Origin of the sequence: Paenibacillus macquariensis (assembly GCF_900156375.1) — a bacterium.
Taxonomy (GTDB): domain Bacteria; phylum Bacillota; class Bacilli; order Paenibacillales; family Paenibacillaceae; genus Paenibacillus_AQ; species Paenibacillus_AQ macquariensis.
Genome location: NZ_FTNK01000002.1, coordinates 290323 through 311669 on the forward strand (window position 1 = coordinate 290323; position 21347 = coordinate 311669).

20 protein-coding genes and 1 pseudogene are annotated in these 21347 nt (G+C 37.9%); 13 read left to right on the plus strand and 8 right to left on the minus strand.

Features of this window, described 5'->3' with window-relative positions; genetic code table 11:
* Positions 1-61: 61 nt before the first annotated feature.
* Both BW961_RS04320 and BW961_RS04325 read left to right on the plus strand, forming a co-directional pair.
* A complete protein-coding gene (locus BW961_RS04320) occupies positions 62-1180 on the plus strand; it encodes an ABC transporter permease (RefSeq protein ID WP_068581147.1) in 1119 nt (372 codons plus the stop codon).
* Positions 1177-1857 carry an ABC transporter ATP-binding protein gene (locus BW961_RS04325; RefSeq protein WP_068581149.1) on the plus strand — a complete coding sequence of 227 codons (681 nt, stop codon included), beginning with the start codon at positions 1177-1179 and terminating at the stop codon, positions 1855-1857. Before BW961_RS04320 ends, BW961_RS04325 begins: the two co-directional genes overlap by 4 nt.
* 94 nt (positions 1858-1951) lie before the next feature.
* Here BW961_RS04325 and BW961_RS04330 read toward each other — a convergent pair whose 3' ends face one another.
* From BW961_RS04330 to BW961_RS04355, 6 genes are all read right to left on the minus strand, one after another.
* Positions 1952-2776, minus strand: a complete 825-nt coding sequence (locus BW961_RS04330) for a carbohydrate ABC transporter permease (RefSeq protein ID WP_068581152.1) — start codon at positions 2774-2776, stop codon at positions 1952-1954.
* A gap of 6 nt (positions 2777-2782) precedes the next feature.
* Positions 2783-3730 (minus strand): carbohydrate ABC transporter permease, encoded by a 948-nt coding sequence (locus BW961_RS04335; protein WP_068581155.1) that lies wholly within the window; start codon positions 3728-3730, stop codon positions 2783-2785.
* Positions 3731-3828: 98 nt separating this feature from the next.
* The gene (locus BW961_RS04340; RefSeq protein WP_068581158.1) at positions 3829-5061 is read right to left on the minus strand and encodes an ABC transporter substrate-binding protein; all 1233 of its coding nucleotides are present in this window, start codon (positions 5059-5061) and stop codon (positions 3829-3831) included.
* A gap of 181 nt (positions 5062-5242) precedes the next feature.
* Positions 5243-6769 (minus strand): response regulator transcription factor, encoded by a 1527-nt coding sequence (locus BW961_RS04345; RefSeq protein WP_068581162.1) that lies wholly within the window; start codon positions 6767-6769, stop codon positions 5243-5245.
* Positions 6766-8541 (minus strand): sensor histidine kinase, encoded by a 1776-nt coding sequence (locus tag BW961_RS04350; RefSeq protein ID WP_068581164.1) that lies wholly within the window; start codon positions 8539-8541, stop codon positions 6766-6768. Before BW961_RS04350 ends, BW961_RS04345 begins: the two co-directional genes overlap by 4 nt.
* Positions 8542-8578: 37 nt before the next feature.
* Positions 8579-9340 carry a helix-turn-helix domain-containing protein gene (locus BW961_RS04355; protein ID WP_068581167.1) on the minus strand — a complete coding sequence of 254 codons (762 nt, stop codon included), beginning with the start codon at positions 9338-9340 and terminating at the stop codon, positions 8579-8581.
* Positions 9341-9455: 115 nt separating this feature from the next.
* On the opposite strand from BW961_RS04355, the gene BW961_RS04360 reads away from it, so the two are divergent.
* Positions 9456-11738, plus strand: a complete 2283-nt coding sequence (locus tag BW961_RS04360; protein WP_068581170.1) for a glycoside hydrolase family 65 protein — start codon at positions 9456-9458, stop codon at positions 11736-11738.
* Between the two features lie 90 nt (positions 11739-11828).
* On the opposite strand, the gene BW961_RS04365 is transcribed toward BW961_RS04360, so the two are convergent.
* Positions 11829-12989 carry an MFS transporter gene (locus BW961_RS04365; protein ID WP_068581173.1) on the minus strand — a complete coding sequence of 387 codons (1161 nt, stop codon included), beginning with the start codon at positions 12987-12989 and terminating at the stop codon, positions 11829-11831.
* Positions 12990-13106: 117 nt separating this feature from the next.
* Here BW961_RS04365 and BW961_RS04370 point away from each other — a divergent pair, with 117 nt between their 5' ends.
* The 10 genes from BW961_RS04370 to BW961_RS04410 all read left to right on the plus strand — a co-directional run bounded on the left by BW961_RS04370 (position 13107) and on the right by BW961_RS04410 (position 20397).
* On the plus strand, positions 13107-13982 hold the full coding sequence (locus BW961_RS04370; RefSeq protein WP_068581175.1) for a LysR substrate-binding domain-containing protein: 876 nt from the start codon (positions 13107-13109) through the stop codon (positions 13980-13982).
* A 17-nt stretch (positions 13983-13999) separates the two neighbouring features.
* Positions 14000-14944: a phosphotransferase enzyme family protein gene (locus BW961_RS04375; protein ID WP_068581179.1), complete on the plus strand. Its 945-nt coding sequence runs from the start codon at positions 14000-14002 to the stop codon at positions 14942-14944.
* A gap of 240 nt (positions 14945-15184) precedes the next feature.
* Complete coding sequence (locus tag BW961_RS04380; RefSeq protein ID WP_068581183.1) at positions 15185-15688, plus strand: ferritin; 504 nt, start codon at positions 15185-15187, stop codon at positions 15686-15688.
* 89 nt (positions 15689-15777) lie between these two features.
* Positions 15778-15951 carry a hypothetical protein gene (locus BW961_RS30310; RefSeq protein ID WP_156510099.1) on the plus strand — a complete coding sequence of 58 codons (174 nt, stop codon included), beginning with the start codon at positions 15778-15780 and terminating at the stop codon, positions 15949-15951.
* 236 nt (positions 15952-16187) lie between these two features.
* Positions 16188-16607, plus strand: coding sequence for a DUF6843 domain-containing protein (locus BW961_RS04385; RefSeq protein ID WP_068581186.1), 420 nt, complete (start codon positions 16188-16190; stop codon positions 16605-16607).
* Positions 16608-16822: 215 nt separating this feature from the next.
* The gene (locus BW961_RS04390) at positions 16823-17347 is read left to right on the plus strand and encodes a sigma-70 family RNA polymerase sigma factor (RefSeq protein ID WP_068581189.1); all 525 of its coding nucleotides are present in this window, start codon (positions 16823-16825) and stop codon (positions 17345-17347) included.
* Positions 17337-18317 carry a hypothetical protein gene (locus BW961_RS04395; RefSeq protein WP_068581192.1) on the plus strand — a complete coding sequence of 327 codons (981 nt, stop codon included), beginning with the start codon at positions 17337-17339 and terminating at the stop codon, positions 18315-18317. Before BW961_RS04390 ends, BW961_RS04395 begins: the two co-directional genes overlap by 11 nt.
* 165 nt (positions 18318-18482) lie before the next feature.
* A complete protein-coding gene (locus BW961_RS04400; protein ID WP_068581195.1) occupies positions 18483-19145 on the plus strand; it encodes an amylopullulanase in 663 nt (220 codons plus the stop codon).
* Positions 19146-19685: 540 nt separating this feature from the next.
* Positions 19686-19982 carry a transporter suffix domain-containing protein gene (locus BW961_RS04405; RefSeq protein ID WP_244555867.1) on the plus strand — a complete coding sequence of 99 codons (297 nt, stop codon included), beginning with the start codon at positions 19686-19688 and terminating at the stop codon, positions 19980-19982.
* Entirely contained in the window at positions 19972-20397 is a 426-nt protein-coding gene (locus BW961_RS04410; RefSeq protein ID WP_068581198.1) for a MarR family winged helix-turn-helix transcriptional regulator, read from the plus strand. The genes BW961_RS04405 and BW961_RS04410 overlap by 11 nt, the downstream gene beginning before the upstream one ends.
* 340 nt (positions 20398-20737) lie before the next feature.
* Here the strand turns inward: BW961_RS04410 and BW961_RS04415 are convergent.
* Positions 20738-21337: pseudogene (locus tag BW961_RS04415) on the minus strand (transposase); the annotation flags it as partial.
* Positions 21338-21347 lie beyond the last annotated feature (10 nt).

The window sequence follows — 21347 nt, forward strand, 5'->3', positions numbered from 1 at the left end:
TCATACTCCGTTCATTTTCGCCGACTAAACTGAACCTATAGAGTTTAGAAGGAGTGATAACATGTTTTTAGCACTAAGAGAGCTACGCCATTCGAAAGCTAGATACGCACTTATTATGGTCATTATGTTGTTGGTATCTTTTCTCGTCTTGTTCGTAACGGGTTTAGCTAAGGGATTAGCTTATGCCAACGTATCGGCGATTGAAAATATGCCGACGAATTACTACGTTGTTCAGGGAGATGCTGAACATAAATTCAGACGTTCCCAGTTGAATGAATCGAATTTGAAAGATGTTCAATCCATTGTTGGTAAAGAAAATGCTACTCCACTGAGTATGCAAATGAGTACAATTACGGCGACGGACCTTGATGTGAAGGCTGATGTGACTTTCTTTGCAGTCGATATGACAGGTCCAATAGCACCTAAGGTTGTAGAGGGAGAAGCGATTACGAATGATACGAAAGGCAGTGTCATTGTCGATCGTAAGCTGGAAGAGTCGGGCATCAAGATTGGAAGTGTTATTAGCGATCAGCAGACAGGATTGAATTTGAAAGTTGCTGGCTTTGTGGAAGACAACTCCTATAGTCACACGCCAGTCGTGTATATAAATGCCCAAGACTGGCAGGAATTGACGCAAGGCGTGAGCCAAAAGGGCACTACTGTACATCCTGCATCGTTTAATCTGATTGCCGTTCATGCAACTTCCGACCAAGCGACAAGTTTACAGACAGGACTAAAAGGCGTGGATGTGATTACACAAAAAGAAGCTATTTCGAGTATCCCTGGATACTCCGAAGAACAGGGTTCGCTATTGATGATGATTGCCTTCTTATTTGTTATCTCTGCGGTTGTTCTAGCTGTCTTCTTCTACGTTATTACGATTCAGAAGACAAGTCAGTTCGGTATCTTAAAAGCAATGGGCACGAAGACTTCTTACTTAGCGTGGAGTGTTCTTGGACAGGTATTATTATTATCCGTCTCAAGTCTAGTTGTAAGTCTATTGATGATAGGCGGAATGACGATGATCCTTCCAGAATCTATGCCTTTCCAATTGAATACCCCTACGCTAATACTAACTAGTTCTTTATTTGTCGGTATGTCTTTGATTGGTTCCCTTATTTCAGTATTGAAAGTAGCCAAAGTTGATGCGTTAGAAGCGATTGGGAGGGTTGGAGCATGACAACAGCAAAATTAGTAATGAAACAAGTGACGAAAACCTACGGCGACGGTGATTCAACACTGTCTGTATTAAATAAATTAGATTTCAAAGTTAATGAAGGAGAATTCGTTGCTGTTCTAGGACCATCGGGTTCGGGAAAAAGTACGTTTCTATCAACGGCTGGCGCGCTTCTGAGTCCAACTAGTGGTGAAATACTTATCGATGGAGAATCGATTGCGGATAAGAATAAGGCAGAACTTACAGAATTTCGCTTGCACAAGATAGGTTTTATGTTTCAGAATGCGCAGTTACTTCCTTATTTGAAGGTAGAAGAACAGCTACTACTTGTGGCTAGAATTGCAAAACTGAGTCCAAGCGAAGCCAAGAAACGAGCAGCATATCTACTGAAACGACTAGGCATATGGGAACGTCGTAATCATTACCCAGAGAAGTTATCAGGTGGAGAGAAGCAACGTGTTGCCATTGCGAGAGCATGGATGAACAATCCTGCTATTCTATTCGCAGATGAACCAACAGCTAGTCTTGATTTCAAACGTGGCAAGGAAGTTGTGCAAATGTTAGCTGATGAAGTGAAAAGTGAAGGGAAAGCGGCTGTTATGGTTACCCATGATGAACGCATGTTGGAATGGTGTGATCGCATTCTTTATTTACAGGATGGTATTCTTGTAGAGAGATAAAGTATTGTATGAATTGACGACAAGAAAATCTTCATTATAAAATGAGCGCTGACCGGTTATTAGGTCAGCGCTCGTACTTTATCTATTGCAATGATTATCCTTTAATACCTGAACTGGAGATGCCTTCTATATATTGCTTCTGGAATAAGAAGAAGAAGATAAGGATAGGTAATGTGGTTAATACAACCCCTGCCATAATCAGAGCTGTGTTCTCAAATACAGCGTCCTTCACACTGTTTAGACCAACCACAAGAACATACATTTTGGGCGTATTAGTTAATGTACTCGGAATAAGGTAACTGTTCCAGGTGCCTGCAAATGCCAATATGGACATGGTAATCAGTGGCGAACGAGCTAAAGGGTATACAATTTTCCAGAACAGTCCTATTTTTGACATGCCGTCAATACGGGCTGCTTCCATAAATTCATTGGGTACCGTAACGAAAAATTGTCTAAGCATGAAAATATATAAGCTTTGATAAAGAAAAGGGATAACTAATGCCAGAAACGTGTTTAACCAACCAAGATTGGCCATGTTTACATAGACGGGAATCAATATCATATGATAAGGGACCATCATCGTTGCAAGCACGATCCAGTAAATTATTTTTTTACCTTTGAAATTCAATTTAGCGAGCGCAAAGGCTGCTAGGGGGTTAACAATTAAATTACCGACAATAACAGCACCTGTCATGATGGTTGTATTTAGGAACCATCTAGGTACGTTATAAGCGTCGTTTGTAAAATACATAATGTAATTATCAAATGTCCAATTTGTAATACTAACAAGTTTGTTGACGTCTCGGGTGGACACTAATGAAGTATATATCGTATATATAAAAGGAAGGATGAACAGCAATCCTAGCACGATGATGATTGCGTAATTTGCAAACAGAGCTAAGTGTTTTCTTGCTTTCACGTAAAGTCACTCCTTATCGTCCAACAATTTTTTTTGCAAGAATGTAATGATCAAGATAATGAAGAAAAATAGAAGGACAGCAGCGCTTCCGTAACCAATGTTCATATAACGGATGCCGTGCTGGTAGAAATAGGTGACCACGGTACTGGTTGCTCCTGCAGGTGAACCAAGTGCACCATATCGAGAGATTGCGGCAATTTGGTCATAGATTTGAAAGCCAAGAATCGTTGAAACGGAAATAACGAAGAACGAAATAGGTTTTACAAATGGAACCGTAATGTAACGGAATTTATCCCATTTCGAAGCACCATCAATACCTGCGGCTTCGTATAAATCTTTTGGAACTTCTTGAAGTGCGGCCAAGTATACGATCATACTAAAGCCTGCTTGTTGGAATATAAACAGGATCGCTACAAAGATAAGAGCATAGCTTGTGTCAGCGAACCAAGTGACATCGCCAAAGCCAAAGATACCAAAGAAATTAGTTAAGAATGTCCCTTGTTTAAAGAGCATCATAAACACGGTCGTCACTGCAATTTGCGAAGTGATATAAGGGATGAAGAAAATGGTTCTAAATATACCTTTTCCTTTTATCTTTTGATTGACAAGTAAAGCCATTAAGAGACCAAGGATCGTCTGGGTCGGTACAGCAATGAGGACAATTTGTAACGAATGAAGGACTGCTTGGAAGAATTCAGGATCCTGTAAGATCTGTATAAAGTTATTGAGTCCAATGAATTTGGCCTCATCCATAGCTGCGAAATTCATATCTTGAAAGCTTCTGATGAAGGATTGAACAAAAGGATAAAAAAACCACCATGCCCACAAAATTAAAAAAGGGAGGATGAATAGCCAACCAACTTTATTGTCCGAGTCAGCAAAAGAGCTAAACCAAGATTGTTTTTTGTACGGATAGGGTTGTATTGACTTGCTGTTATTTCGGGAAACAGACATAAAATATCCCTCCTAGATTGATTGCCCATATGTCGGTTTTGGGCTGTTAAAAGCTATTTCCATCTCGTTACGAGACGGAAATAGCTAATATTAAGACATTATTTGAATTGTTCTTGCACCTTGTCGAGAATTTCCTGAGCTGTCTTGTTGCTTCCACCAAGAATCGTACCCTCTAGTTGTTTAATCAATTCATCGATGAATTTCTTAGTTTCGATCGGGTACTGAAAATCTGTACTGTATTCAATAGCTGGTTTAACCGCATCGAATTCAGGGTTCACTTCGAAAAATTTGGATGATAAAGATTTAAGAGATGGGTTATTACCTACTTTCACAAATTCGGTTAGTACTTTTTCACTTGTTAAGAAAGAGGCAGTTTGAAGTGCTTCAACTTTGTTCTTACCATCTTTGAGGACTACATATCCGTCTGAGTGCATGGTGCTGTTATGAACTGTCCCTTCAGGAACAGGGAGAGCAACATAGTGCAAATCCGGATTGGCTTCCTTCAAATAGCCTTTATACCAATAACCACCTGTAGTCATGACGGCTTTGTTATTTGCAAACACTTCGCCATCCCATCCATAACCAATCGATTTCGGAGTGACAGCAGATCCATCTTTATACATGTCTAGAATCTTCTGTACAGCTTTTACGTTTTCTGGGGAGTTGATCGTTTTACCATAGCCCCAATCACCGCCATAGCTTTTTACATAGTTGGTAATATGGAAGGCATCGATGTTGATGACAATGCCATGTACGTCTTTTGTTGTTAGTTTTTTAGCTGCGGCTTGAACTTCATCCCATGTTTTTGGATATGCACCAAGACCAGCCTTTTTCCACATATCATCATTAATTAGGAACATTGCTGGCATCGTACTGATCGGTAGTGCGTATTGTTTGCCGTCTACCTTCCAAATATCTACACCATTATAAAGCGATAGGTCAACGCCAGCGGGTTTAATCAATTCATCTAAAGGTTCGAATAGACCTTTGTGAATGTATTCAAATGCGCCTTCGTTGGTAAGTTTGATTAGATCGGGAGCTACACCAGCTGCGATTTCTCCTGGAAGCGTATTCCAGAATTGCTCACTGCTTGGATATTGCTTGATTTCAAGCTTAATGTTTGGGTGTACAGCTGAGATGTCTTTCACTGCTTGTTGGTAAATGCCCAAATCTTGAGCAGTTCCCCAGAAGCCCAAAGAAACGGTAACTGGCGTAGTTGACTTAACCGCTGGATCAGTGGCACTGGTGGTCTTTTCCTTATTGCCGCATCCGGCTAATATAGTTGTAATGGTAAGCATTGTAATCAGTAACACAGACATTTTTTTCTTCATCTTGTTAGTTCCCCCTATTGACGAAATGGTTTATAAGACTAATGATAGCGGTTACAATACAAGAGAGGAATAAACAGAATGATGATTTGTTTATTAATATTTACCTTTCACAGCCTTTTCATCGTATCCTGCAGGCGTATTTTGTGTAGTTATATATGAATATTGATATTTGTTAATCCATTTAGCCTTTTTCTTTACGGTACTCTTTTGGAGATATCCCGACATACTTATTGAAAACAATGGCAAAATGAACGTGACTATTAAAGCCCACCATTTCTGCAATTTCATAAATTTTATATCGATAATCCTTCAACAAATCTTTGGCTTTCTCAACCCTTACTTCGTTCATATAATCGAATAGACCTCTTCCGAATTCTTGACTAAATAGCCTGCTAATATAATTAGAACTGACATTGAATTGCTGGCTTAATATCTTTAGTGAAATGTCTTGATTATAATTTTGTTCAACATATAACAGAATATTTCGGACGATCGGGCTGTACTTATTGCGATTTGCGATAATGTCCTTGTTCAATTGTTTATCAAAAATAGGGCGGTAGAAGACTATTAATGCTTTGAAATCTTCGATTTCTTCTGCTTTGTTTCTATACTCCGTATATTTTTCCTCGTGCTCCGTCATAAATAAGATGAAATCATAGATCTTGCGGACGTCTTGCTCAGTCATACATTCCTTCTCTTGTAGAAATTGCTCCCATGCCATTAGATTGGTTATGAATTGCTCAGGATTATTCTCACGTAGTCCAGTCTTCATCGTTCTGATATATATCATCGCCTGTTCCAGCATTTCTTCATCTGCATAACTGTTGTGATGATAATGAAAAATAGAGAGATCAGGACGATAAAACTTCTGAGATAGCGATTGTTTAGCTTGTTTGAAAGCTTCTTTTAATTCAACAAAAGTATTAAATGAATCACTAGTCCCAAAGACGGTATCGATATTCACAAAACGCTTTAAAGAAGAGTGGATGAGCTGGATGAGATCATTTACATAAGTAAGAGTGGCCTGTTCACTCTTGGAACGGATGTTACTTATGGCGAGCGCGAACAAGTTTCCGTCGATTTTTGTGAATTCAGCTTCCTTTTCTTTGGCAAGAAGCTCCGATAAAATATTAATTATCGTATTTGGAAGTAAAGTAATATTGTCATTGGTATATCTGCTTGATACTTGAGCGTAGTTTTTGATGGAGAATACAATAACATGTAAATTGCCTTCATTCAGTTTGGTCTGATGAGCATCCTCCGTTTTCCCATGGAGCATATTTCGCAGAGCGTCGCCTTTTCCGAAACCTCTTTCGATTTGCTTCTCCTGATGAGGTTCAAGTTGACTCTGCATTTTTTTTAATACGTCCACAATGTCGTTTACATTCATGCTGGGTTTATGAAAATAGTCTACAGCACCTAATTGCATGGCTCTTTTCACAAACACGAAGTCATCAAAGCTGCTGAGAATGATGCTTTTAGCTTCAATTCCTATTCGTTTCATATCTTGTAGCACTTCAATACCGTCTTTTTTTGGCATTTTAATGTCGAGCAGAATAACATCTGGCTTGTGCTGGATCATGAGTCGAATGGCTTCTTCACCGTCGGCTGCTTCTCCTACGATTTCCATTCCGTGTGTTTCCCAAGGGATCGCAGATTTAATTCCAATTCGAACTAGAGGCTCATCATCGACAATTAGTATTCTCATTCTTTATCACCTGAGTATTCATTCTTTAGGATAGGAACGATGATTGTAACTTTCGTTCCCTCGTTTTCTTTACTATCAATCCATAATCCATATCCTTCTCCAAAATAGAGCTCAACACGTTTTCGAACGTTTTTAATGCCAATCGAATTGAATTGATCTACCGTTTCTTTGGAATCCAGCGTATCTTGCTCTAACATCGACATCCCTCTACCATTATCCGACACCACCACAACGACGTTATCTCCCTGATTATAAATATGGATCAACAGCTTTCCTTTGTAATCAACGCCATCAAACCCGTGGAAGACTGCATTCTCCACTATGGGCTGTATAAGAAATTTCAACGTTTTATATTGGAGTATGTTAGGTTCGATGTCATAGGATACTTCGAACTTATTCAGATAGCGAAAATCTAAAATACGGGTATAACTCGTGATAAAGTCTACTTCTTCCTGAAAAGTTGTGTATTCACTTTCTGTTTTGGTCGTAAATTTAATGATAGAAGAAAAATCGGTTAATGCTTCTTCAATACCTGTGGATCCTTGGATTCTTGCCATCCATTTAATAACATTGATCGTATTATATATGAAATGAGGTTTGATTTGTGACTGCAATGCGAGAGATTCTAATCTCCGTTTTTCCGTTTCCTCCTCATAGATTCTTTGAATCAATCCACGAATATCTTCTAGCATATGGTCAATGGTAATGCTTATTTTCCCAACTTCTCCATGCTGAATATCAATGACTACATTCATATCGCCTTGCGATACGCGTTTCATTTTACGTTGTAATATGGCTAACGGCTTTGTGACACTCGTGGCAATACGTATTGATGTAAAGATGGCTAATACGAGTAACACCAGTAACGAAATGATAATCGTCTTAAACATGAAATCAAGTACGTGAAATAACTCGTTTTTAGGAATGATTGTAACCGCTTTCCAATTCGTGACCTTGGAAGAAGAAGTGATGATGTAGTTAGTAGAGTGTTTCGTTTCTTCTCCTATAATGGAAGAGGCTTGCCCAATTTGTGAACTGTTCGGGCTGTAAATCACATGTTCACTTTCATCTATTAAATAAAACTTAGTATTCTCAGTGAAGTTTGTATTGCTCCATACGGATTTGAGTTTATCTATATCAATGTTAATAAGAATAAGTCCGAGGTTATCATATGTATTTGGATCAATGATCGAACGTCCGATCGAGATAACCATTCGGTTATTCGACGTCATTAGCTTGTCTGGATGTACACCAATAGAGACGGCAAGCCCTTTTTTTTGTAAAATTTCTTGAATGTAGGGTTCCTTCATGAATTCATTTTCAAAATATGTATTGTTGATAAGATCTGTATTGCTTCTGCCAATGATCAAGCGGTTATGGTCTTGATAAATGACAATCGATTCTATTAAGTCAGTATTTAAGAGCATACTATTTTTAATAATCTGATTGACGTTATCAAAGTCTTGACTAACTTCGAGTTTGGGATAAGGTACAGTGGAATAATCCTTTCTCAGTATTTGAAGAAGTTCTTTATCTTGTAAAGGATACATGGACAATCTTAGTAAGGGATTTAACGAATTATCAATGTTATTAATAATCTGCTTATTATTCTTCTCGGTTGCATCTAGAATCATTTCTTTGTTGGATTTGAAATATAACCACGATAATGTGCCACCAATAATAAAGAAAGAAGTGATAATAAAGCAGGAAAAGGCAATAATCAGTTTGTTCTTCAGGCTCAAATTCAATAAAGATTGCTTGAATCTTGTCATTGGAATCATTCCATTCTTTATTGTGATGACCAGTTGCCTATTCTGGATCGGTAACAGATACTCTTAAGCCGTTTTTGCGGAATTGTTTAGGCGTTTGTCCGGTAAATTGTTTGAATAGAAGGGAATAGTAGCTTTGGTTGCAAAATTTATATAATAACGTAATTTCCGAAATAGGGATATGGGTATGGATAAGGAAATGTTTAGATTCTTCGATTCTTCTCTGATTGATGAAGGTCGTTATAGCAATTCCTGTTTCTTTCTTGAAACGATCAGAAATGTAACTTGGATGTACTCGAATATGCTGGGCAATCTGCTTCAATGTTAGGTCTTGGGAAATATGCTCATTAATATAGCCAATGGCTGAAATCACAATATGACTATAATCTAAGGTTTGTGTTGTCTTCTTGATCATATCGATGAAATGCAGGAGCATCTCGTACTCAAAAGATATTAACTGTTTGAGTTCAGTATTCTTTTCGATTTCTAGAATGAATGCATCGCTTAATTGAAAGGCAGTCTCAGGATCAACGTTTCCTTTGATGATGGCTCTGGTGAACAACGTGCAGGAAGCAATTAGAGCGTTCTTCTTGGAACGTACCGGATGCGCTGCGAGTGTCGCTCCTTCCATTTCGTTAATTTTGTACAATACGGCTAGTGCCTTCGCATCATTTCCGAATCGAACAGCTTCAAGTAGCTCTATTTCGTAATCCAATTTTGGGTGTACAAAACTTTGTTCAAGAGACTGTAATCGAGAAGATACCAAATACTGTTGTGAACTCGAAGGGAAGATCCTATTCATATGGAATCACCTACACCTAAAAATTTTGATAAAAATCTAGATTAATTAATATAAGTTTAGGTGTTCTCCGTCTAAAATACAATTCATATATGGTGGCATGAAGGGAGAATGAAATATGACTTGGCGTATTTCGAATCACGCAATATCTGTAGAGACACTATTAAATTTGGAAAGTATCTTTGCTCTTGGTAACGGTTACTTAGGCGTTAGAGGTAATTTTGAAGAGGGCTACGCGGAAGGAATGGACAGTATCCGGGGTACGTATTTGAATGCTTTTCACGATGTCATTAATATACCTTATGGAGAGAAATTATTTGCATTTCCTAGTACACAGCAGAAGCTTGTAAATGGGATTGATTCGCAGAGCATTCGGTTATTTATCGGGGAGGAAGAAGAGCCCTTTAGTCTTTTTGACGGAAAGGTTCTCTCCTATGAACGTCATCTTCATTTGGATAAAGGATACGCTGAGAGGGAGATACATTGGCAATCACCGTCGGGACATGAGATTAAGATTTCCTTCCGTAGATTGATTTCTTTCGAGTATAGGGAATTGTTTGCGATCGATATTTTCATTGAGGGTATCAATTTCACAGGACCCGTAAAGATCGTGTCTACTGTAAACGGAAACGTACGTAACTATACAGCTGTTAACGATCCTCGCGTAGCGTCCGGTCATGCTCAGCTGTTATCTGTAAAGGAATGTGGCACGAGAGAAGAGTATGGATATGTCATGAGTGAAACGACGGAATCGTCTCTGCAAATGGCCTGTGTTACCCGGCATGAATATAGTGGTAGTCCGCAAGTTCAAGTGGATTGTAACGCAACTAAGGTTGAACACACGTATATATTCTCGCTTGAAGAACCGATGCATCTTACGAAATGGAACATATATACCGATACTTTGCGACATGGGGAACATCCAATTGATCAAGGGATTGAGCTGCAAGAACGGCTTAAAGGTAAGAAATTTGAAGATCTGCTTATCCTGCAAAAGGATTACATGGATCAATTCTGGAAATCATCCGATATTATCATCGAGAATGACACTTCCATACAAGAAGGAATACGTTTCAATGTGTATCAACTTCTACAATCCGCGGGGAGAGACTCATTCAGCAATATATCTGCTAAGGGGTTATCTGGAGAAGGATACGAGGGACATTACTTCTGGGATACAGAGATATATTTGTTTCCTGTCTTCCTAATGACACATCCTGATATGGCAAAGCAATTGCTATTATATCGTTATTCCACGCTGGAACAAGCCAAAGATCGTGCGAGAGAAATGGGACATGCGAAGGGGGCATTATTTCCTTGGCGTACGATTTCCGGCACCGAGTGTTCCTCCTTCTTCCCGTCCGGTACCGCTCAATATCACATTAGTGCGGATATTGCCTACAGCTATATTCAGTATTATTTGGCTGAAGATGATCGTAACTTCTTGTTGCAATACGGTGCGGAGGTATTGTTCGAAACAGCTCGGTTATGGATTGAGATCGGGCATGATTATAAAGGTGGATTTCATATTGATGAAGTAACTGGCCCCGATGAGTACACCTGTTGTGTAAATAACAATTACTATACGAATGTAATGGCTCAAAACAACCTGAAATGGGCAGTGAAAAGTTATGAAATCCTGAAAGCGTATGATCAGTCAAGCTGGGCTGAACTCTGTAATCGTCTGGAGGTTAGTCCGGATGAAGTGGAAAGCTGGAATCAGGCATCCATTACGATGTATCTCCCTTTTGATGAAGAGCTAGGTGTTAATCCACAAGACGATACGTTCTTGCGGAAAAAGGTATGGGATTTCGAGAATACGCCTAAGGATAAATATCCGTTGTTACTGAACTATCATCCGTTAACTATTTATCGATATCAGGTCTGTAAGCAAGCGGATACCGTATTGGCTCACTTTTTAATTGAAGATGCACAGGATATGGAGACGATTCAACACTCTTATGATTATTACGAAGGGATCACTACACATGATTCGTCTCTTTCAACTTGTATATTCAGCATCATGGCTTCCAAAGTAGGTTACATGGATAAAGCATATGAGTATTTCACCGAAACGGCGCGTCTTGACTTAGATAATACCCATGGAAATACCAAGGATGGACTACATCTTGCGAATATGGGTGGAACATGGATGGCTATTGTGTATGGGTTTGCTGGTCTGAGACTTAAAGAATCAGGGTTGTCATTAGCCCCGTCTATCCCAACAAGTTGGGAACGTTATGCGTTTCGGATTCGCTATAGAGGACGTCTAATTCAGGTCCAAATCAATAATGAGAGGATACAATTGGGTCTCCTTGAAGGAAAAGAACTCACGGTACAATTATATGAAGAACACGTGATTCTAAAGTTGAATGATACTATCAATAAATCGCTAAAATAAGTATAAACCCCTGTTCCCTACGATTAAATCATAGGGAACAGGGGTTATATAATAGGGCATTTATATAATCTCACAATTTGATATTACCGATCAGGCATTGTTCTTCTCAATATGTTCTGTTGTATTTCCTATCTTTAAGATTGTAAAAGTCATAATACATATAATAATCACGAGTACGATCAATGCGGGGACGAAATTATCAAATAGATCTACTGTTAGCCCAATGAATGCAGGGCCAAGGGATGCAAGCAGATACCCTCCGAATTGCACCATAGCAGACCAAGATATGGCTTCGGTTGTACTTCTAGCTTCTTGGATAGGCATGAGTATGGCTAATGGGAAAAGTCCTCCAGCCCCAATACCTAGGAATATTGTAGCTAGCCATGGGGAGAAGTGAAGCAATAACAATAGAATGCCTATGATTTCAGATAGACTACATAGGATTAACCATAGTTTTCGATTCCCTGTTCTACCTACTATCATAGGAATAGATAAACTTATAGGAATTTGAATCACTGTAAATAAGGTGAGAATATTGCCGGATTGAGCATGACTCAGGCCGGTTGATTGTACAATGGGAGCCAACCAAGCTGTTATAGAATAGAAGATAGCAGCCATACATGCGAAGAATATCATGAAAAGATTCACACGTTTATTTTTAATAAATAAAGTTGAAATGGCTATGGGATTTGGATTGGGTACGCTTTTTTTAAGAAGTGGGAGTAGGAGCAATGCAGCTGGGATCGCTAATATGCTCCAGAAACTGAGTGATCGTTGCCAAGAATCATTCATCATATGGAATAAGGGAATTGAAAAGCTAGATGCTATCGCCGCACCAATGACCATGGATACGGAATAAATGCCTGTTAAACCAGGTCTATCAGGAAAGTGTTTTTTAATAAATCCTGAAATTAAGGGTCCGGCTATTCCTATACCTGTTCCTGATATCAAAGCTGTAATAAGCAGAACCGTACTATCATGGACAAACATACGAAGTAAGGTGGCCATAAATATGAGTGACATGGCTAGAAGTAAAGATTTCTCGATTCCTAAACGGTTGTTTAATGTAATGGATGCGATGGCGAATAGGCCCATACATAACACAGGTAGGGTCGTTATTAAGCTAGCTGTCAATCCACTCATTCCTAAACTGGTCTGGATGATATCGAGCAAGGGACCCACAGAAGTAATGGATGGCCTTAAATTCAATGACACTAAACATATAATCATAATGAGGTAAACAAATCGCATATGAAGCACCTTCTTTCTTTATCATAGAATTCATTGTAGACTTACATTTATGATAGATCAATACTACTATTTCTATATAAACGATAGTGTGTGACTATAGTTAAAGGTGGATGTCGTATGGAAATCAAGCAATTGCAATATTTTCTTGTATTATGTAGTGAACTGCATTTTTCGGAAGCAGCGGTCAAACTTGGTATTTCTCAGCCGACCCTAAGTCAACAAATACGCGTATTAGAAGATGAGTTAGGCGTACCTCTGTTTGATCGGATTGGTAAAAAGACGTTTCAGACTGAAGCGGGTAAGCTTCTTGAGCATCACGCTATACAAGTTATTCAACAACTAGACAATGCAAAGAATGCTATCGCTGATCTTACAAATCTAAATACGGGTCATTTACGTGTAGCGGTGCTACCATCCGACCTTGATTATCGATTAACCTCATTACTTATAGACTTCCACAAGGCGTTTCCACATACGAAAGTTCAAGTGATACCATCCATGGATATTGTAAATATGGTGCTAGATAATGAGGTTGATATTGGTGTCGGGTTAGAGATTCAGCCAGATCACCGCTTAGTTCGAATACCTTTTTATACAGAGTCGTATAGTCTTTATGTTAATGAAGAACATGATTTGCCAGGTAAAGATATTGTTGTAGCGGAGGATTTGGTTCATCTGCCATTAGTGATGTATCCTAAGGGTTTCTATGGACGTGATTTGATTGATATATGGTGTAATAATCAAGGCATTTCTATCGATACACGAATGGAGACAGGTTCCGTTGCTTCTCTATTTCAACTTGTAAAAGAAGGCATTGGAGCTACAATTCAGCCCAGCCAATTGATTGAAAGTTTCCAGTCGCTCGGTATTCGTACAATCCCTATCCGTCATTCGCCAACCAGAAAGTTAGAAATGTTTTATCGTAATGATAAATATTTAAGTCAAGCTGCCAAAGCATTTTTACAAAGGATGGAACTCTTTTTTAGCAAGTAAATGATGGAGGTAGATCAATGATGGTTGAAAGATCTATATTAAATCAAATCCTTGATTTAGTAGGCAATTCATCAAAAGATATACATTTGCTCGGCGGATATTTCGATAACGTATACGAAATCCCTTCGGAACACCCAATTGTAGTTAAGATCTTCAATCGTGAAGTTGATCTTGAAGAACAGATTATATCTGAACTAGCGTGGACTATTTATCTTCATGAACACGGGGTAGATGTAGCGATACCTATTGTAATAAAGGAAACATCCTATATTCAACATTTGACGGACACACTATTCTTCGTAGCATACAAGAAATTGAAAGGCAATCATGTTGATATTCATAGTGAAGTCTGGAAAGAACCATTATTCAATCAATGGGGTAGAGCGATGGGTGCTATGCATTCCTTATCCAAACAGTACAAAGGTGAATGCAAGCGACCAGTGTGGCATGAACACAAGATTATTCATATGAATATGGATCAATTTGATCCATTCATTAAATCTAAGTGGAAGAATTACCTTCATGAACTCCACTCGATGCTGCAATCTAAGGATACATATGGAATAATACACGGGGATCTACATCATCATAACTTTTTATATGAATCAGGTAACCTTACAGTGATTGACTTTGGAGATAGTGAATACCATTGGTACGCATATGATATAGCAATCGCTATTTATCACGCTTCTCAAACGGTTAAAGACTTGGACAAGAGAAGAAAGTTTGCTTATAAGTTCTTCAAGTCATTTATGGAAGGATATTTAGTTGAGAATTCGGATATTAAGGAAATAGTAAATGACATAGATTTTTTTATTAATTATAGGCATTTATATTCTTATGTTTATCACAGTCAGTTTTTAGAAATAAGCAAAATAAATGAACAACAACTACAGTACTTAGATAATATGAGGAGATCAATTATTGATCAAGATTCTTATTTAGGGATTGCGTTGGTGTAAGAATGGTCTGAGACATCAGCTGAAGTGGTGAATCATTTGAATTTATTTATAATGAGCTGTTCATAATAAAAGGACTCAGCTTGGCTCTGAATGAATACTTGCCGATGAAATAGATACCATGTTACGATGGATAAGACATGGCGATCTTTTCCTTCAGTAGATATTGTACTGATGCAGAGGCATGATGATATTACTTTTTCCCATGATCACAAATTAAAAGAAGCTGAGGTGACTTGTTCAATGAATGATGGATTAGCGAAAGCTCTAAATACACAGATGAATTTTGAATTTTATTCTGCTCATGTCTACTTAGCTATGGCTGCATATTGCTCGGGTGAAAGTCTTGATGGATTTGCGAATTTCTTCACGGTACAAGCTGAGGAAGAACGGTTTCATGCAATGAAAATATACAAGTTCCTTAACGACCGTCGACAACGTGCGACGCTAGAAGCTTTACCCGAACCTAAGAACGAGTATGCTTCTATGTTGGATGTATTCGAACACGGATATGCACATGAGCAGCAGAACACTAAGAAATTCTATGCGCTCGCTGACTTAGCTACGGACGAACGCGAACATGCAACGATTTACTTCTTGAAATGGTTCATTGATGAGCAGGTTGAAGAAGAATCCCTATTCGATAACATTATTCAGAAGCTGAAACGTATTGAAAAAGACAGCAACGCATTCTATATGTTAGATGCAGAATTCGCAGCTCGTTCATTCACACCGCCAGCAGAATAATACATCAGATGAGTACGAGGATGAGAATGACAAAAGGCTACTAGCTCTTTGTTGTTCTCATCTTTTTTTAATATTCTGGAGGTAATTCAATGGATAACGAAAAAGAATTACAAGAACTTAAAGAGCGCTTGGCAAAAGTTGAGGATCAGCTCCAACAAAAATCGAAGTCCTCTAGTGTTTCAAGGTTTGTAGTAAGCTTTATTATTGCTTTTGTAGTTTTTTTGGTGGTAGGTGTAGTCGTTCAGTTCATGAACCCTTATTAAATCTAGGACTAGTAAAAGGATGAGTAAGATAAAGGGTTACGACCTTTTTCTTGCTTATTTTTTGTGTTTTGGAAATGTTGAAATGCCAAAACCATAAACGGGGATGCGAAGCTAAGTGGCGTAGGTATTTGCAACATTCATTGGCCTTATTCCGTTATATAAAAGTATGAAAAATGATAATAAAGCATCGGAACTTCTCGTTTGTTACAACCAAATTAAGAAAGAAGTGATCATCGATGAAACAAATGCTTCTGCTGATCATGATGATCGTCGTCGTTGGCTGTTCATCAAAATACAATAGAGGCACATATGATCTCTATTTGATACCTGAAGATTATGAGGGAGTAATCCAGGTCATTTACAACTTAAAGGATTCTCCACAGCTTCAAAGAGAAGGGAAATATGACGTGATTCCCGTGGACAAGAGTGGTTTGTATCGCACATCTACTCCCATGTATGACTATGGCACGGTTATAGACCAATATTATTATATGAACGACAAAGGCGATCGAACGAAGATTGATCCATTGTGTGTAAACGTTATGGGAACGGGCGGATCTCAGAGTGGACAAGGAGAAGAGACACACTACACGAAAATAGAAGTTACACGTTCGGTATGTGGTGAGAACTTTAGGAGCAATGGGTCGAGAAGATGATTATTCAACGATCTATGATATTCGATTATGGCTTAGGCATTTACAGCTAGAATATTGCATTTAACCATGAACCGCCTTTTCAAGAAGACGGTTTTCTTTCCATCTACAATCAACATTAAGATTTAATATAAGCCTATATTGTAATAAGTAAAGCCAAATACATAATCTTGAACGTCTAATGGATATACAGTGATCAACTAAAGGAGGCGGGTAACATCAAACGATTAATTGAGAAGGCTAGAAAAGGCGATGATAAAGCATTCTTAGCACTATTTCAGGAATATGAAAGTGATATTTATAGAACGGCATTTATGTATGTCAAAAATCAAAATGATGCGCTCGACGTGGTCCAAGAAACAGCTTATCGGTCATTCAAATCAGTCAAAAATTTAAAAGAGATAAAGTACTTTAAAACATGGTTACTGAGAATTGCGATAAGCTGCTCTATCGATTTGCTCCGAAAACGAAAGAATGTTGTTCAAATGAAACCCGTTTTGATGGAACTTATTTCGGAAGATACTAATGAAGACATTGATTTGGAAGTGACGGTTCAAGAGCTGATTGATTTGTTAGATGAGGATGAAAAAAGTGTTGTAATCTTAAGATTTTATCATGACGTTACTATTAAAGAAGTTGCAGAGACACTAGATATTCCATTGGGTACTGCAAAAACCGTATTATATCGAGCTTTAAAAAAACTCCGAAAAGAATGGAAAGGAGATACCTTTTATGAGCAATAATATAAAGCAGGAAATGGATAAGATCGAAATTCCAAATGAACTTCATGAAAGAAGTAAGATGGGGGTACATAAAGCCAAATTAGAAATGCCCAAAACGAATCGTTATTGGTCAAAAGCCCTCACGCTTGTAGCGAGCATAATTATAGTATTTGGTGGCTATGGTGTGTATAAGGATTACATTCAAAATGATCAGCTTCTAACTTCTCCAAATGGTCATCCTTCCATAGTAGTTAAAGATGAAGGAATCACCATACCGGCATTAGTACTACCTGAAGTTTCTGGGAATACACAAGTCGATATGGTTGGTCTCATTGTATACAACGGTAAAATTTACACTCAAACAGCTACAGAAATGGATCCTACAATGGCTAAAAATATGTTGGGTGTGAAACTCGGGATAACAAAAGGTGGGATTGACGAGTGGAGCAAGCAAGATAAATATGCTACGGAGTTCGCTTCAAATATTGGAGAAACTGATGTGTATGCTGTGAAAGGTTACGATAAGGATTTTCGAATCATGTCGTATACGGAAATTGGTGGAGAAGTATATTCAGAATACTATGAATGCCTCAATGGAATAACGATTGCTTCTGGTGAAGATGTGTTTGGTAAATTAAATATAAATGGAAATATTCACAATGTTAAATACAGGATTCATAGTGATTGGGAATATAGTGTTGAACGATTTTTCCCTATCGAAGATATGGATTTGTTAAAGAACTTTGTTGAAGCACTGAATCATGCCATCCCGTATTCACGTGAAAGTGTTGAAGAGAAGCTTGGTGATTTCAGAAATGATGAGAATTACAGACAAATGATTATGCAATTGAATGATGGTTCTAAGGTAAGTATGGTTATTCTGAAAGATGGGTACATTCGTTATGGGAATGCAGATGTGTATTTTACAATAGATAGTGGGATTTTTAAGGAAATATGGGATGCGTTAAATACACATAACATTTCTAATTAACTCAACTTTCGCACCTAGAAAATCAATCTAATGCCTAGATCCAGTAAGAATAAATCCAATAAACTTGCCCTTCTTGTTTGGTATCATGCTGTAACAATTACTCAATTAAGTTCGTCTACAGGGATAAGAACAAACAAATAAATTTATTAATAGGGGTGTAATAATATGAAAATCAAAACGATAGTAACAACCATGACTGTAGCTTCCATTCTCTCCTTCTCACTCGGAGGTCCGCTATTTGCGGCAGCGAAAGATTTTGCAGATATAGATAAGACGGTTGGTAAAGAAAAGATTGTCTCATTACATGATAAAGGCATCATAGAAGGCGTAACCGCTACCGAATTCAGACCTGAACTTAAGCTTAGCAATGCACAAGGTGTCCAGCTTATCACTAAAGCTCTAAAGCTTAACCTAGAAGCTATTGATTTCGTCAAAATCCCTCTAGCTAGTGATCTGTTTTCTAATATTAATGATAATGCTTGGTTCGCTAAGGCGTTTCTCAATGCCTTTTATAATGACATTGACCTTCCCAAAGACATCAACCCTTCCAAACCTATGACTAAGGAGCAGTTCACCTTTTTCTTAATGCAAGGTGTAGAGAAAGCGGGGAATTTACCAATGATTAATATTGTACCTGCAAACATAGCTGATGAGACAGATATTACTTCTTCATATCAAGGAGCTATTCAACGCTCACTCACTTGGAAGATTAATACCCTTAATAGTGAAGATAAATTTAATCCCACTAGTGAAATTTCTCGTGCAGAAGCAGTAGTTATGTTATATAACGCTATTGAATTTCTGAATGAACGCCAAGCACAACAGTAGGGTTTTCTACTCTATAACAGTGATTGATATCTAAAGAGGCATCGGATTGCATTCCGATGTCTCTTTGTTTACTCAGAAATTGAATATCATATCAACCGTGCATAATCTTCGTACTTGCAAGCTCTACTGGTGGAAGGATGTCCAATGATATAAAAGTGCCTACATAAGCAGTATCTGTAAAGCCTAACAAATCAGGCTTTTTTTATTTTTATGTAGGCAAATTGATGTCACGCTAAAATGCACTAATCTACCTACATTATGGAATTTAGACATAAAGTCACCTACATTGTGGGGTACTTTCGCTAAATGATCCTAATGTTTTCAATTCAGTGATTTTTCAAACAGAGAAACAATATAAAAAAACCTGTATTAATAGGGTTTTTCTTTTGACCCTTATACTCAAGCTGTATTGTTCAATTAAAGGGCCAAAGGTTCTAATAAATGTTAGAAGATGCACTTTTAGAACTCTTGTAATAAAACCACCATTGGTATATAGTTTAGTTTAGTTAACTAAACTATATTGAATGCGGGGGCTTAGAATTGGAAAAAGAGATGGTTTCAATCGAAAAGAAGCAAAAAAAGTCATTATTTTATAAACTTGGAACAGGGCTTTTAATTACCTCTCTTTCGCTGTGGCTGATTCCAGTTATCACACCATTTACCCCACTTCCAACTCAGATAAAGGCAGGTATCATTACAGGAAGTATAATAATAGCGGAAATCATGTTTTGGATAGGTGCTTTACTTGTTGGGAAAGAAGTGGCTTCAAAATTTAAAAGCTATTTAAATCCCAAAAATTGGCGGAGAAAAGTTAAGGGACAAAAGCATGGAGAATAAAAATATAGCTGAGCAAATTAATCAAACAATTAAAGATATATGGATGATACTTGAAAAAAAAGAAAGAGCCTATACGAATTTCAAATTAAATAATCAGCAAATTGTTTTATTAACATTAGCTATTCGGCATCCGTTCTCTTCTCCTTCAGAGTTAGCTGAAAAAATGGATATCACAAAAAGTGCTGTCAGTCAACAATTAGCCAAACTTGAAAAGGATGGCTATATTATTAGAAAGCAAGATGTAGAAGATAAGCGTGCATTTTTAATTGAATTAGGCGAAAAAGGGATGCTTTATAAAAAAGAAATGGAAGCATTTAATCAACAAGTTTCTGAAAGATATCATGCGAATTTATCACTTGTAGAATTGACAAATATGTTATCAGCACTTCAAAAGCTACCGGAATTACTTGAGTAAGTGTGATTGATTATGAAGGTTCAACTATCGTTCAACCCTCACCTTTCGTCAAATATTTTTAAAAGGTTATCTCAATAAATAGAGAATTAACACCTGAAATCGCAGTAGCAGCCAATAATACAGAAATTGTAAAGTTATATATTTAAACAAACGGGTGCGATTGTGGAGCAACACAATTACGAAATGATCAAACTTTTTTATAAAACCGAAACTTAAATCTGCTGAAAAAGAATCCATTTTGATCAATTTTTTCAAATGGATTCTTTTTTTTATCGTAAAATGCTGGTTTGCGAGGTATTTTTAATCAAACTTTACTCCAAATCTTCAGTACATACGAGATATCAGGCTTCCGAGAGAAAGTCTCCATCCGACGTTTGTACCCGACGCTACGTTTCGAGATCTTTGAGATCATTTCACAAATTTGATTGGTCAGCTTGGCCGAAGAAAGCATAACAAAATTAAGCGGAGCGAAGCTGAAACCATCCGACCAACCGAGCGTCAGCATGGTGTAACCTTTCGTGAATTTACCCATTGAATGGTCAAATACCCGTGCCAGTAATTCCGCTTTTTTACTCCGATTTCTGCTCATCACGGAATCGTCGATGATGAACACTCGCACACGAGTTGGTGAAATAAGCGACTCGAAATGCAACACAATTCTAAGACTAAAGTATGCAAAATCTTCGCCAAGCAAGGAGGTGTGATTTAAAAAGCGATAGACGACATCTTTTTCGGGGATACCCGTGCCACGCTGGCTTCCGAGCAACTGGAACCAGTTCTTTCCCTCAAAAACCAGAGAGAAGATTAGTTGAAAAATCGCGAAACTGGAAAGTCCAAAGGACTTAGAAATCCTCGCATTTCGTAAGGATTTCCCCACTTGGAGGGTTGCAAAAAGATTGGAAAAACGAGACTGTTCAGACATGGAATGTTGTTGTAACAGGAGTTACGCA

What these genes read in the sequence shown, in the direction of transcription:
- BW961_RS30310 (WP_156510099.1), top strand. Translation starts at nt 15,778, where the DNA reads ATGGATAACGAAAAAGAATTACAAGAACTTAAAGAGCGCTTGGCAAAA.
- BW961_RS04360 (WP_068581170.1), top strand. Translation starts at nt 9,456, where the DNA reads ATGACTTGGCGTATTTCGAATCACGCAATATCTGTAGAGACACTATTA.
- BW961_RS04380 (WP_068581183.1), top strand. Translation starts at nt 15,185, where the DNA reads ATGAATGATGGATTAGCGAAAGCTCTAAATACACAGATGAATTTTGAA.
- BW961_RS04340 (WP_068581158.1), bottom strand. Translation starts at nt 5,061, where the DNA reads ATGAAGAAAAAAATGTCTGTGTTACTGATTACAATGCTTACCATTACA.
- BW961_RS04335 (WP_068581155.1), bottom strand. Translation starts at nt 3,730, where the DNA reads ATGTCTGTTTCCCGAAATAACAGCAAGTCAATACAACCCTATCCGTAC.
- BW961_RS04375 (WP_068581179.1), top strand. Translation starts at nt 14,000, where the DNA reads ATGATGGTTGAAAGATCTATATTAAATCAAATCCTTGATTTAGTAGGC.
- BW961_RS04385 (WP_068581186.1), top strand. Translation starts at nt 16,188, where the DNA reads ATGAAACAAATGCTTCTGCTGATCATGATGATCGTCGTCGTTGGCTGT.
- BW961_RS04325 (WP_068581149.1), top strand. Translation starts at nt 1,177, where the DNA reads ATGACAACAGCAAAATTAGTAATGAAACAAGTGACGAAAACCTACGGC.
- BW961_RS04370 (WP_068581175.1), top strand. Translation starts at nt 13,107, where the DNA reads ATGGAAATCAAGCAATTGCAATATTTTCTTGTATTATGTAGTGAACTG.
- BW961_RS04365 (WP_068581173.1), bottom strand. Translation starts at nt 12,989, where the DNA reads ATGCGATTTGTTTACCTCATTATGATTATATGTTTAGTGTCATTGAAT.
- BW961_RS04400 (WP_068581195.1), top strand. Translation starts at nt 18,483, where the DNA reads ATGAAAATCAAAACGATAGTAACAACCATGACTGTAGCTTCCATTCTC.
- BW961_RS04350 (WP_068581164.1), bottom strand. Translation starts at nt 8,541, where the DNA reads ATGACAAGATTCAAGCAATCTTTATTGAATTTGAGCCTGAAGAACAAA.
- BW961_RS04355 (WP_068581167.1), bottom strand. Translation starts at nt 9,340, where the DNA reads ATGAATAGGATCTTCCCTTCGAGTTCACAACAGTATTTGGTATCTTCT.
- BW961_RS04345 (WP_068581162.1), bottom strand. Translation starts at nt 6,769, where the DNA reads ATGAGAATACTAATTGTCGATGATGAGCCTCTAGTTCGAATTGGAATT.
- BW961_RS04410 (WP_068581198.1), top strand. Translation starts at nt 19,972, where the DNA reads ATGGAGAATAAAAATATAGCTGAGCAAATTAATCAAACAATTAAAGAT.
- BW961_RS04320 (WP_068581147.1), top strand. Translation starts at nt 62, where the DNA reads ATGTTTTTAGCACTAAGAGAGCTACGCCATTCGAAAGCTAGATACGCA.
- BW961_RS04395 (WP_068581192.1), top strand. Translation starts at nt 17,337, where the DNA reads ATGAGCAATAATATAAAGCAGGAAATGGATAAGATCGAAATTCCAAAT.